This is a genomic window from Mycetohabitans sp. B8 (assembly GCF_021991875.1).
Lineage (GTDB): Bacteria > Pseudomonadota > Gammaproteobacteria > Burkholderiales > Burkholderiaceae > Mycetohabitans.
Map to the genome: position 1 here is coordinate 163608 of NZ_JAHLKR010000011.1, position 12520 is coordinate 176127.

General features: G+C 63.0%; 12 protein-coding genes. 3 read left to right on the forward strand and 9 right to left on the reverse strand.

Going from position 1 to position 12520, the window contains the following annotated elements; translation table 11 throughout:
* Positions 1-341: 341 nt before the first annotated feature.
* The 3 genes from trpE to rpe all read right to left on the reverse strand — a co-directional run bounded on the left by trpE (position 342) and on the right by rpe (position 3592).
* Positions 342-1847 (reverse strand): anthranilate synthase component I, encoded by a 1506-nt coding sequence (trpE, locus tag KQH60_RS05205; RefSeq protein ID WP_237575486.1) that lies wholly within the window; start codon positions 1845-1847, stop codon positions 342-344.
* A gap of 324 nt (positions 1848-2171) precedes the next feature.
* Entirely contained in the window at positions 2172-2912 is a 741-nt protein-coding gene (locus tag KQH60_RS05210) for a phosphoglycolate phosphatase (RefSeq protein WP_237575487.1), read from the reverse strand.
* Entirely contained in the window at positions 2909-3592 is a 684-nt protein-coding gene (gene rpe / locus KQH60_RS05215; protein WP_237575488.1) for a ribulose-phosphate 3-epimerase, read from the reverse strand. The genes KQH60_RS05210 and rpe overlap by 4 nt, the downstream gene beginning before the upstream one ends.
* Before the next feature lie 318 nt (positions 3593-3910).
* On the opposite strand from rpe, the gene apaG reads away from it, so the two are divergent.
* Together apaG and KQH60_RS05225 are read left to right on the forward strand one after the other, a co-directional pair.
* Positions 3911-4285, forward strand: coding sequence for a Co2+/Mg2+ efflux protein ApaG (gene apaG, locus KQH60_RS05220; protein ID WP_237575489.1), 375 nt, complete (start codon positions 3911-3913; stop codon positions 4283-4285).
* A 350-nt stretch (positions 4286-4635) separates the two neighbouring features.
* A complete protein-coding gene (locus KQH60_RS05225; RefSeq protein WP_237575502.1) occupies positions 4636-5706 on the forward strand; it encodes a murein transglycosylase A in 1071 nt (356 codons plus the stop codon).
* A 43-nt stretch (positions 5707-5749) separates the two neighbouring features.
* On the opposite strand, the gene paaK is transcribed toward KQH60_RS05225, so the two are convergent.
* The 5 genes from paaK to paaN all read right to left on the reverse strand — a co-directional run bounded on the left by paaK (position 5750) and on the right by paaN (position 11362).
* On the reverse strand, positions 5750-7051 hold the full coding sequence (gene paaK, locus KQH60_RS05230) for a phenylacetate--CoA ligase PaaK (protein ID WP_237575490.1): 1302 nt from the start codon (positions 7049-7051) through the stop codon (positions 5750-5752).
* Between the two features lie 44 nt (positions 7052-7095).
* Positions 7096-7566 (reverse strand): hydroxyphenylacetyl-CoA thioesterase PaaI, encoded by a 471-nt coding sequence (gene paaI / locus KQH60_RS05235; protein ID WP_237575491.1) that lies wholly within the window; start codon positions 7564-7566, stop codon positions 7096-7098.
* Between the two features lies 1 nt (position 7567).
* The gene (paaG, locus tag KQH60_RS05240; protein WP_237575492.1) at positions 7568-8359 is read right to left on the reverse strand and encodes a 2-(1,2-epoxy-1,2-dihydrophenyl)acetyl-CoA isomerase PaaG; all 792 of its coding nucleotides are present in this window, start codon (positions 8357-8359) and stop codon (positions 7568-7570) included.
* 46 nt (positions 8360-8405) lie between these two features.
* Positions 8406-9608, reverse strand: a complete 1203-nt coding sequence (gene pcaF, locus KQH60_RS05245) for a 3-oxoadipyl-CoA thiolase (protein ID WP_237575493.1) — start codon at positions 9606-9608, stop codon at positions 8406-8408.
* Between the two features lie 71 nt (positions 9609-9679).
* The gene (paaN, locus tag KQH60_RS05250; RefSeq protein ID WP_237575494.1) at positions 9680-11362 is read right to left on the reverse strand and encodes a phenylacetic acid degradation protein PaaN; all 1683 of its coding nucleotides are present in this window, start codon (positions 11360-11362) and stop codon (positions 9680-9682) included.
* 125 nt (positions 11363-11487) lie between these two features.
* On the opposite strand from paaN, the gene KQH60_RS05255 reads away from it, so the two are divergent.
* Positions 11488-12264 (forward strand): enoyl-CoA hydratase, encoded by a 777-nt coding sequence (locus tag KQH60_RS05255; RefSeq protein WP_237575495.1) that lies wholly within the window; start codon positions 11488-11490, stop codon positions 12262-12264.
* Between the two features lie 38 nt (positions 12265-12302).
* Here the strand turns inward: KQH60_RS05255 and KQH60_RS05260 are convergent.
* Positions 12303-12520, reverse strand: a 218-nt coding sequence (locus KQH60_RS05260) for a hypothetical protein (RefSeq protein ID WP_237575496.1), incomplete at its 5' end; no start/stop codon positions are given.

Here is a 12520-nt window from a genome sequence, read left to right on the forward strand (position 1 = left end):
ATGGCATCGGCAATCTCCTTGAGCTTGGAGCCGCCGTACCGTAGCACTATCAGGGTTGCAAACCTGCCACCGGATACGGCGGCAAAGTGCGGTGGGCGAACCACGACGACGTGCCGCTTCCTAGCGGAAGCGCCACCATTGGGCTGCGCGAGTCAACGTGGTCGAAAACATCGGTTACATCTGGCTGAAATAACGGCTCGACGCGTTGGCCGGGTCGGTCGAGTCCATTGTAGCGTTTCGTGCGCGGCCCTGTCGATCAAAATGACACGGTGCGGTTGCCGATAATGCGCTCAATCCGGTTTGCGGCGGGTTCGCGTCGCTCAATGGGGGCATGTGTGCTGTCAGAATTCCACATCCAAGCCGTCCTGTACGTGCTCGGCGGCGCGCAATACTGCACGTGCCTTATTCTCGGTTTCCTGCCATTCTGCTTCAGGCACCGAATCGGCAACGATGCCGGCGGCGGCCTGCGTGTACAAGTTGCCGCCGTGGATCACGCCGGTGCGGATCGTGATCGCCAAATCCATCTCACCAGAAAATGACAGATAGCCGACCGCGCCGCCGTACAGGCCGCGCTTGACCGGCTCAAGTTCATCGATCAATTCCAGCGCGCGGACCTTCGGGGCGCCGGACAGTGTGCCGGCCGGGAACGTGGCGCGCAGCACATCGAAGGGCGTCGTGCCGGGCTTGAGCTTGCCCTCGACCGAGCTGACGATGTGCTGCACGTGCGAGTATTTCTCGATCACCATCTTGTCGGTGACGACCACGGAGCCCGTTTGCGCGATGCGGCCGATGTCGTTGCGTGCGAGATCGATCAGCATCACGTGCTCGGCGATCTCCTTCGGATCGTTCAGCAACTCCGTGGCCAACTGCATGTCGCGCTCCGGCGTATTACCGCGCGCGCGCGTGCCGGCCAGCGGACGGATCGTCACGATCTGCTCGCCGCCGCGCGCTTCCTGCCGCACCAGGATCTCAGGCGACGCGCCGACCACGTGGAAGTCACCGAAGTTGTAGAAATACATGTACGGCGACGGGTTCAGCGAGCGCAGCGCGCGATACAGCGACAAGGGATTGTCGCGAAACGGTTTCGTTATCCGCTGCCCCACCTGCACCTGCATCAATTCGCCGGCAGCGATGTATTCCTTGGCTTTGCGCACCGCGGCCAGATAGTCATCCTTGGCGAACTCGCGATAGGTGTCGGTGCGCACCGTCGGCGACGTGACCGGCGGCTGGGCCGGGCTGCGCAACCGGTTGCGCAATTCGCGCAGCCGCTGCTTGGCGCGCGTGTACGCTTCCGGTGCACCCGGATCGGCGTAGACGATCAGGTAGAGCTTGCCGGCCAGGTTGTCGATCACCGCCACTTCTTCGGTCAACAGCAGTTGGATGTCCGGCAGACCCAGATCGTCCTTCGGCGTTGAATGCGCAAGCTTCTTCTCGATGAAGCGCACCGCGTCGTAGCCGAAGTAGCCCGCCAGGCCGCCGCAGAAACGGGGCATGCCGGGCCGAAGTGCGACCTTGAAGCGCGCCTGGAACTGCGCAATGAATGCAAACGGATCGCCTTCGTGCGTTTCGATGACCTGGCCGTCGCGCACCACTTCGGTGATGCCCGTGCCGTTGGCTTGCCGCGTGCGCAACAAGGTGCGGGCGGGCAGGCCGATGAATGAATAGCGGCCGAAGCGTTCGCCGCCGACCACCGATTCGAGCAGGAATGAATTCGCGCCTCCTCGTTCGGGTTGAGCGAGTTTCAGATACAGCGACAGCGGCGTATCGAGGTCGGCGAGCGCCTCGGCAATCAGCGCAATGCGGTTGTAGCCTTCGTTGGCAAGGGACTGGAATTCGAGCTCGGTCATGTTGGCAAGTCCTATTGGCGCTCGGTGCACGGCGCGGCATGCACCGAGCCGATGTCGCGGCCCGGCTGTAGCGTAGATGCCAAAGCCGACGTACCGGGATGCGGCGGCGCTACACGGCGCGCATCGCGGACACAGCCGCGATGCCAGGGGCGACAACGAAAACAAAAACGGGAGAAATCGAAACCCGGTAAGCAGCGGGCTTCGGCGCGAGATCGCGCTCAGGCATGCCAGCGGCGCCAGGGCCAGGCTCCCCGGTCGATATTGCCAAGGCTGCGTTTTCTGTTTAGAAACATGACGATGGTAGCGGATACCCTGGGATGAATGCTACTGCACGGCGCTCGACGCTGTTACCCAACGGGCCGCTTCTAGCAGCGAACTCACTATACCATCCGAGTCGATCGATTGTACAGGTTGGCCGTGGTTGTAACCGTATGGCACGGTTAATGTCGCGAGCCCGGCGGCGCGCGCCGCGCGCGCGTCGTTTTCCGAGTCGCCGATCGCGACTGCCTGCGCGTGCGGCACGCCGAGCGCGTCGCACGCAGCCAGCATCGGTAATGGGTCCGGCTTTTTCCGCGGCAGGCTGTCGCCGCCGAACACTACCTCGAAATACGGCCGCAGGCCATACTGCTCGAGCAACCCGAGCGCGAATCGAAGCGGCTTGTTGGTCACGCATGCAAGCTTGATCCGCGCAGCCCTCAATGCGTCCAGCCCGCGGATCACGTCCGGGTAGAGCCGCGTGTGGCGGCCATTGACCACCGCGTAGGCCCGCTGGTACCCAGCCAGTACCACGTCGAACCGTTGCTCGGCCTCGGTGGGCGGCAGGCGTGCCGACAGCACACTGCGTATGAGGTGCTCGGAGCCCTTGCCGACGTAGGCGACGACTTCGGCTTGGTCGATCGGCGGTAAGTCGAACTCACCGAGCACCGCGTTGAGCGCCGCCATGAAATCGCCGGCGGTGTCGACCATCGTGCCATCCAAATCGATGATCACGGCGTGGACCGGTCCGATGGGGGATGCACCGCGGCGATCGTCGTCGGCAACTGCCGTCAGGTCCGTGTCGGTCATCGTGCGCCCACTGACACCAGTGCGGCGCGCATCTGGTCGATCACCTGCTGGTAATCAGGCTGCCCGAAGATCGCCGAACCCGCGACAAACGTATCGGCGCCGGCCGCCGCGATCTGCGCAATGTTGTCGGCTTTCACGCCGCCGTCGACCTCCAGATGGATCGCGCGGCCCGTCTGAGCCGCATGCGCGTCAATGCGCCGCCGCGCTTCGCGCAGTTTGTTCAGTGCCTCGGGAATGAACGACTGTCCGCCAAAGCCGGGATTCACCGACATAATCAGCACCAGATCGACGCGGTCCATCACATGGTCCAGGTAGTTCAACGACGTGGCAGGATTGAATACCAATCCCGCCTTGCAACCGTGATCCCGGATCAGCGACAGGGTACGATCGATGTGATCGGATGCCTCCGGATGGAAGCTGATCACGTTCGCGCCCGCTTTCGCAAAGTCCGGCACGAGACGGTCCACCGGGCGCACCATCAGGTGCACGTCGATCGGCACGTTCACGTGCGGGCGGATCGCTTCGCAGACCATCGGGCCGATTGTCAGGTTGGGCACGTAATGGTTGTCCATCACGTCAAAGTGGATCCAGTCGGCGCCGGCGGCGACCACATTGCGCACTTCTTCGCCGAGGCGGGCGAAGTCGGCTGAAAGAATGCTTGGGGCGATGCGAAAAGTCATCTTGGAATTCGTCGGCGGACGCTGAACGTCAGATAAAGCGTTATTCTAGCGTGCCGGCGCGACGCCAGCCCGGGCGCGGCGCCCTGATGCCTGCGGCGACGTGTCAATGGATTGCGTCACGCTAGCGACGTCACGTCGGCCCCATCGGGTTAGCCATGTCAGGCCAGTCATGTCGGGTTGGCCACATCGGGCCAGCCACATTGCATTGCAGGTTGCGACACGCAGGCGCATCAACGAAAATGCGATGCGCAGGGGCCTGCATACCCGCGCCGCGGGTGAGCGCGCGCCCATATTGCGCGACCTTTACCGGAATCCAGGATGAGTCAGTACGAATTGAGCGTCTCGGCACAGGCGGCCTATCTGCCGGACCAGTCCGACCCGGAGCGCCAGCACTATGCGTTTGCCTACACGTTGACGATACGCAATACCGGACAGGTCGCTTCGCAGCTGATTGCGCGCCATTGGATCATCACCGACAGCGACGCGAAGGTGCAAGAGGTCAAAGGGCTCGGGGTCGTCGGGCATCAGCCGTTGTTGCAACCGGGCGAGCAATTCGAATATACAAGCTGGGCCGTCATTGCGACGCCGGTCGGCACGATGCGCGGCGAGTACTTTTGCGTGGCCGAGGACGGTACACGCTTTGAGGCACCGGTCGCGGAGTTCGTGCTGTGCATGCCACGCATGCTGCATTGAGCGCGCACGATGGCGACGCGCCGCCGCGACCGCTTCGGCGTGGAGCAGCGGCCGTGGCGGCTGACCGGTGCCGCGCCGCGGGGCGTTAATCGCGCTGGCGCGGTGGGCGGCGCACGTACCATACGATGTACGCGAGCAAGCCAATCGGCAGCAGTATCTCAATCGTGGGCAGGAGCCACGGGCAAGCGGTGAAGAATGCAGACATGACGGTTTGGGAAACGAGCAAGCATTTTAACGGCGGCGCGCATGGCAGCGGGCCGAGGCGGGTGGCCGCAAGGGGTCAGTATGCGGCCGCAGCGCGGCGCTGGGGCCGCGCTGCGGCGCTGGCCGCGACGATCGTTGCGGCGGGGATGCTGGCTTCATGCGGCGGCGGAGCAGGGCGGCCGGTGGCACGCATGTTGCCGGCCGGTGCCGTGCCGAGCCAGCAGGCGCTGGCCGATGCGCGGCTCACGCCGGTCAGTTGGCAGCAGGTGCCCGGTTGGCAGGAGGACAGCCTAATCGGAGTCACCGCCGCGCTGCGGCAGAACTGTGCGCGCATGAGCAGCCTGGCGAATTGGCGTAGCGCGTGTGTTGCCGCGCAGCAACTGGATGATCTCGACGTGGCCGCCACGCGCACGTTTTTCGAGACGTACTTCACGCCGGTTGTGCTGGCCAATAGCGACGGCACCCTCGACGGCCTTGTCACCGGTTACTACGAGCCATTGTTGCACGGGTCTCGGTACCGGAGTGCGCCGTACCTTTACCCGCTGTATCGTTGGCCCAGGGCAGCCCGCCCGGGCGCCGTGTTGCCACCGCGTGCGCAACTGATGCGCTCCGGCATGCTAGCCGGCAACGAGCTTGTCTACGTGGACGATCCGATTGAGGCGTTTTTCCTGCAGGTGCAAGGCTCTGGCCGGGTATTGCTCGACGATGGCACGGTGATGCGGGTGGGTTACAGTGGCACTAACAACCAGCCATATCGATCGATCGGCCGGTGGCTGATCGATCGTGGCGAGCTTTTACCGGCGCAGGCGACGATGCAGGGGATCAAAGCATGGGCCCGGGCGAACCGGTTGCGCGTCGATGCCCTGCTGGACGTGAATCCGCGCTTCGTGTTCTTCAAGGAAGTGCCGTCCAGCGAAGGCGTGCCCAGCGGCGGAGCCGACGGGCCGGTCGGTGCGCTGGGTGTGCCGCTCACGCCCGAGCGCTCGATCGCGGTCGACCCGACGTCGATTCCGCTCGGCACGCCGGTATTCCTGCAGACCACTCGGCCATTGTCGCATCAGCCGATGAACCGGCTGGTGTTCGCGCAGGACGTAGGCAGCGCGATTCAAGGCGGCGTGCGGGCCGACTACTTCTGGGGACTGGGTGATGACGCGGGCGACCTGGCCGGCCGGATGAAGCAGAGTGGCCGGATGTGGCTGCTGCTGCCCAACAGTTGAGCGGCCGTGTTGCGCGCGGCCGCCATCGGCTCAGGCCTTGAGCTTACGCGCGGCGTTTGTCCACGACGCGGCGTGCCTTGCCCGTTGAGCGCTCGATGCTGTTCACTGGCAAGGCGGCGATGTGCGCCGTGACGCCGACTAGCGCCTTGACATCGTGCGCCAGGCTCACGCGTGCCGCTTCGACCGCGCGTTCGTCCAGCGCCGATTCCGGACAGGGCTCGACATGGATCGTCATCACGTCGAGCGGGCCTTCTTTGGTTAGCACGATCTGGTAGTGAGGGGCCAGTATGGTCGTGTACTTGAGCAACAGTTCCTCAATTTGCGACGGGAACACATTCACACCCCGGATGATCATCATGTCATCGGAGCGGCCGGTGATCTTCTCCAGGCGCCGCATCGTGCGCGCAGTGCCGGGCAGCAGCCGGCTCAGATCACGGGTGCGATAGCGGATGATCGGCAAAGCCTCTTTGGTCAGCGAGGTCAACACCAACTCGCCGAATACGCCTTCAGGCAGCACCTCACCCGTGTCCGGATCGATGATTTCCGGATAGAAGTGGTCTTCCCAGATTGTCGGACCGTCCTTGGTTTCCGCGTATTCGGATGCGACGCCGGGGCCGATGATCTCTGACAGCCCATAGATGTCGATCGCGTCGATGCCCATGCGTTTCTCGATCGCCGTGCGCATGTCGTTGGTCCACGGCTCCGCGCCGAAGATGCCGATACGCAACGACGATTCGGCCGGATCCAGGCCGCATCGCTCAAATTCATCGGCGATCGATAGCATATAGCTCGGCGTGACCATGATGATGTCGGGGCGCAAGTCCTGGATCAGCTGGACCTGCTTCTCGGTTTGCCCGCCGCCGAACGGGATCACGGTCAGACCCGCGCGCTCTGCGCCGTAGTGCGCGCCCAGCCCACCGGTAAAAAGCCCGTAGCCGTAGCTGACATGGACCTTGTCGCCGCGCCGTGCCCCCGCCGCACGGATAGAGCGTGCCATGAGATTGGCCCACATGTCGATGTCGTTGGCTGTGTAGCCGACCACGGTCGGCTTTCCGGTGGTACCGGACGAACCGTGGATGCGCGAGATCTGGTCCATTGGCACGGCGAACATGCCGAACGGATAGTTATTGCGAAAGTCCTGCTTCGTTGTGAACGGGAAGCGGGATAAGTCCGATAGCGTTTTTAAGTCGTCCGGATGCACGCCCGCTTCTTTAAATTTGCGCTGATACACTAGAGAATGTTCATACGCGTGCGCTAGCGTTTTCTTTAGCCGTTCCAGCTGCAGGGCCTGTAATTCGTCGCGACTGGCTTTTTCAATCGGCTCCGGTGGCAGGGCAGTGTTCATTAAAATCTCCTTTGCTGTGTCTGTCCCGTAGCTTGTAATAGGTGTCAATCGTTCGATCGAATGACGTTCCCTTTGATGTGTGCCGACTTGCCGCGAAACATCGCGACCGGCTCGCCGGCGCGATTTGTCACACGGATGTCGTAAAGGCCGGTGCGCCCAGATCGCACCTGTTCCACGGCTTCCGCGGTCAACGCGTCGCCGCGGTGCACCGGCCGCAGGTATTCGATCGTGCATCCGGCTGCCACCGTATTCACGTTATAAGTGTTGCACGCAAATGCGAATGCCGAATCGGCAAGCGTGAAGATCAACCCGCCGTGGCAGATATCGTGGCCGTTCAGAAATTCGGCGCGCACCTGCATCGTCGCGCGCGCATAGCCGGGCCGAACTTCGACTATCTGAATGCCGAGCCAGCGGGTGCACGCATCGTTCTCGTACATCGTCGCGGCACATTGGCGTGCGAGCAGTTCGGCTTGTACCACGCCGGCTTCGGCGTCGGTGTGGGACGGGTGGTCCATATCAGTGTCCTTCAAAACGGGGTTGACGTTTCTCGATGAACGCGTGCACGCCTTCCGCATAGTCGTGCGACGCACCAAGCTTGCGCTGCAGGTCGCGTTCAAGATCCAGTTGTACATCCAAATCCAGCGTTGCGCCGCTGCGGATGGCCTGCCGGGTCGCGACGATCGCGGCGGTAGGTTGCTGCGCGAGTTCCGCGGCGAGCTTCCGCGCTTGTGGCAGAAGGGCCACATCGTCGACGACGCGCCAGATCAGACCCCACGCTTCGGCCTTCTCCGCGCTGAGCTTCTCGCCAGTGAGCGACAGTCCCAGCGCGCGAGCGATACCGACTCGTCGTGGCAGCGTCCACGTGCCGCCAGTGTCCGGTACCAGCCCAATCTTTACGAAAGCTTGGACGAAACGGCTCGAACGCGCGGCAAGTGTGATGTCGCATGCCAACGCCAGGTTCGCGCCGGCGCCTGCTGCCGTGCCGTTGACCGCTGCAGTCACCGGCAGCGGTAGCTGCTGCAGCCGTCGCACGAGTGCATTGAAGTTTTGATCGATCAACTCGCCCAGGTCGGTCTCATGGCCGGGCGTGAAGTCGAGGTCCGCGAGGTCCTGACCCGCGCAAAATGCCTTTCCTGCGCCTGTCAGTATCAGCGCCCGGGCATCCGAGCACTGCACTTCATCCAGCGCCGCGCGCAACTCGGCGTGCATCGCGCGGGTGAAGCTGTTGAGCTTGTCCGGGCGGTTCAGCGTAATGGTTGCGACGTGAGCGGCTGCGTCGATGTCGAGCAGAATTGACGTGTAAGTCATGGGAGTTCCCTCCTGCCTAGGCAAAATGGAATGCGCGAGGCCGACTTCACACGCGCTCGATGGCCAATGCGATGCCCTGTCCGACTCCAATGCACATCGTGCACAATGCATAGCGGCCGCCATTGCGGTGCAACTGGTACATTGCGGCCGTTACCAGCCGCGCGCCGGATGCGCCGAGCGGGTGGCCAAGCGCGATCGCTCCGCCGTTCGGGTTCACGCGCGGGTCGTCATCGTCGATGCCCAGTAGCCGTAGCACGGCCAGGCCTTGTGCAGCGAATGCTTCGTTTAACTCGATGACGTCGAACTGCTCGAGCGTCATATTCAATTGTCGCAGCAGCTTGCGCGTCGCGGGCGCCGGTCCGATGCCCATCACGCGTGGCTCGACACCTGCCGTTGCCATGCCGAGCACGCGCGCCTTCGGCGTGAGCCCGTGCGCGCGTGCGGCTGCTTCGCTGGCGATCAGCAGCGCACATGCGCCATCGTTGATGCCGGACGCATTACCGGCGGTGACGGTACCGTCTGGGCGTACCACACCGCCGAGTTTGGCCAGTGCGTCCATCGACGTTTCGCGCGGATGCTCGTCGTGCTGCACCACGATCGCATCGCCGTTGTGCGACGGCACGGTGACCGGCACGATCTCGGCCGCCAGCACGCCGTCACGCTGCGCACGGGTGGCCTTTTGCTGGCTGCGTAACGCAAATGCATCCTGGTCGGCACGGCTCACGTTATAGTCGGCCGCGACGTTTTCGGCGGTCTCTGGCATCGAATCGATGCCGTACTGCTGTTTCAACAGCCGGTTCACGAAACGCCAGCCAATCGTCGTATCGAAGACTTGGGCCTGGCGCGAGAACGCGGTGCTGGCCTTGCTCATCACGAACGGCGCGCGCGTCATGCTCTCGACACCGCCGGCTAGCATCAGCGACGCGTCACCTGCGCGGATCGCCCGCGCCGCGGTGCCGATCGCATCCATGCCCGAGCCGCATAGCCGGTTGACCGTGGCGCCCGGCACGTCAACGGGCAGGCCGGCGAGCAGCGCGGCCATCCGGGCGACGTTGCGGTTATCTTCGCCGGCCTGATTCGCGCAGCCGTAGATGACGTCGTCCACCGCTGCCCAGTCCATTGACGGATAACGCTCGAGCAGCGCCTTGATCGGGATCGCGCCAAGGTCGTCTGCGCGGACGTCTTTTAGCGCGCCGCCATAGCGGCCAAACGGTGTGCGGATTGCATCACAGATAAAAGCTTCGGTCATGGTGCCAGTCGCCTGCGCTTGTCGAGTATCGTCGTTCTCGTCGGTGTGGAGCAATGCCGGGGTGGCGCCGGTCAGCCGCGCGGTGCCACGTGCGCGCGGCTTTGCACGACGCGGAAGCGGTTCGCCACGAACGCAGCGTCGGTCAGCGTCGCATTGGCCGCTGGGTTCGCCCCGGTGCCATGGAAGTCCGAGAACGCCGCGGACTGGTTCACGAACACGCCGCCGGTCAAGTTCAGCGACAGCGCGACGCCGCCTTTGATCGCCGCTTCGTGCGCGGCTTGCTGTACGGCCTCATCACCACTGTATACAGATAGCGTCAGTGCGCCGTGCTGCGCGGCAATTGAGCCGGCCAACGCCAGCGATTGCGCGGTGGAATCTGTCGCGATGACGAATGCGATCGGGCCGAACCATTCCTGCGTGAACCGGTTCTGGTCGGTGGCCGCATCCAGCTTGACCAGCAGCGGCGTGTGCACGCGTGCATGCTCGAACGTGGGATGCCCGAGCGGCTGGCTCTCCAATAGCACGGTACCGAGCGCGCGCGCCCGTTCGATGCGCTGCACTACGGCGTCGTTTTGGAGGGCTCCGATTAATTCGACTGCCTTGGCTGGGTCTGACGTCAGTTTCTGGACGGCCTCGGCGATTGCTTGGCCGACTTCGTCGAAGCTCAGCGTACCGTCGGCGGTGCGGATGCCGTCGCGCGGCACATAAATGTTTTGTGGTGCGGTACACATTTGGCCCGAATACAGCGCCAGCGAGAATGCGATATTGCGTGCGGCCGCCTTAATGTCGTCGACCGAGTCGATAACAATCTGGTTGACGCCCGCCTTCTCGGTATACACCTGGGCCTGGGTCGCGTTGCGCTCGAGCCAATTGCCGTTGTGCGTGCTGCCTGTGAAATCGATTAGTCGGACATCGGGGCGCGTGGCGAGCTGCGGCACGAGCGTGCCATCGTCATCCGGGTCCGTTGCCAACAGCGTAACGACATTCGGATCAAAGCCGGCCTCGCGCAGCACGTCGCGCGCGATCCGTACGGTGATCGCCAGCGGCAGGATCGCGCCAGGATGGGGCTTGACGACCACCGCGTTGCCGGTCGCAAGATCGGCGAACAGTCCCGGATAACTGTTCCATGTCGGAAAGGTACAACAGCCAAGCACCAGGCCGATGCCGCGTGGCACGATCGTGAAGTGCTTTTCCATTGCCAGCGGCGGGTTCTTGCCTTGGGGCTTTTCCCAGTAAGCTTGGGCCGGGATGCGCCGCAATTGGTCCCACGCGCATGTGATGGCCTCGAGCGCGCGGTCTTGCGCATGCGGCCCGCCGGCCTGGAACGCCATCATGAATGCCTGTCCGGTCGTATGCATCACGCTGTAAGCAATCTCGAAGCTCGCCCGGTTCAGCCGCTGCAGGATCTCCAGGCTCACGCCAACCCACGCGTCGCGGCCCGCGCGCTGCCATGGTTGCTGCGCGCGCGCCACGGCGGCGAACAGCCGGTCCGGATCGGCCTTCGGATAGCGCACGCCCAAAGCAAAGCCGAACGGCGAGTGCTCCTGGCCTACCAGTCCATTACTGGGTTGATCCAAATCGAACGTTTGGTTCAAAAGCGCTTTGAACGATTGCTCACCGTGCGCGTTCGCCGTTTCCCCGTACACCTTTGGGCTGGGCATCTCGGGGAACGGACTCCAGTAGCCGCGCGTTTCCTGTGCCTGAAGTGCCTGTGTCAACGTCGATTCATGCTTCGCAAAAAACGGATGTGTCATGGCGGATAGTCGGGAAAGTGAGGCGGAGATGGATAAATAGACCGACCGGTTGGTTGGAAAATGGTAGCATTCTTTTCGGGTTGCGCGTCGTTTTTTCGCGGGTCCCCCTTGGCAATGGAGAATTCATGACATACGAAAACATTCTGGTCGACACACACGGACGGGTCGGGCTAATTACGCTGCACCGCCCGAAGGCGCTCAATGCCCTGAACGACGCGCTGATGGACGAGTTGGGCGCGGCGCTCAAGGCGTTCGACGACGATGAGCAGATCGGCGCGATCGTGGTGACGGGCAGTGAAAAGGCATTCGCCGCCGGTGCGGACATCGGAATGATGGCGAAGTACACCTATATGGATGTCTATAAAGGAAACTACATTACGCGCAACTGGGAGGCGGTGCGTGCGGTGCGCAAACCGGTGATCGCCGCAGTGGCGGGCTTCGCACTGGGCGGCGGGTGCGAACTGGCGATGATGTGCGACATCATCATCGCAGCGGACACCGCGCGGTTCGGCCTGCCGGAGGTCAAGCTCGGGGTCATGCCGGGCGCCGGTGGCACGCAGCGCTTGCCGCGTGCGATCTCTAAGGCCAAAGCGATGGACCTGTGCCTGACCGGGCGGTCCATGGATGCACACGAAGCGGAGCGCGCGGGGCTGGTATCCCGCGTAGTCGGGGTGAACAAGCTGCTGGACGAGGCACTCAGCACGGCGGCTGCGATTGCTGAATATTCGCTGCCTTCGGTGATGATGATCAAGGAATCGATCAATCAGTCGTACGAGACTTTGCTGACCGAGGGCGTGCATTTCGAGCGCCGGCTGTTCCACTCGCTGTTTGCCACCGAGGATCAGAAGGAAGGGATGGCTGCGTTTGTCGAGAAACGCAAGCCCGTCTTCAAGCACCGTTGAAAACGGGCTTGCGTTGGCGGTGGCAAGTCGCTAAAATCTTATTTTTCGCGCTGCGGATGTCGTTGCGCGAAAGTGGGGCGGATGAGCAAGATTTTCTCAAATCCCCGGGGTGCAAAAAGTTTTAAAAACTTCTTGACGCCGCGATGAGAAATCTTCATAATCTCGTTTCTCTGCTGCTGATGCAGCGACGCGACGCAGATGCGGCAGGCCCGATGGGCCGACGTGGAGTTGGCGCGATGCTCTTTAACAAGTAACA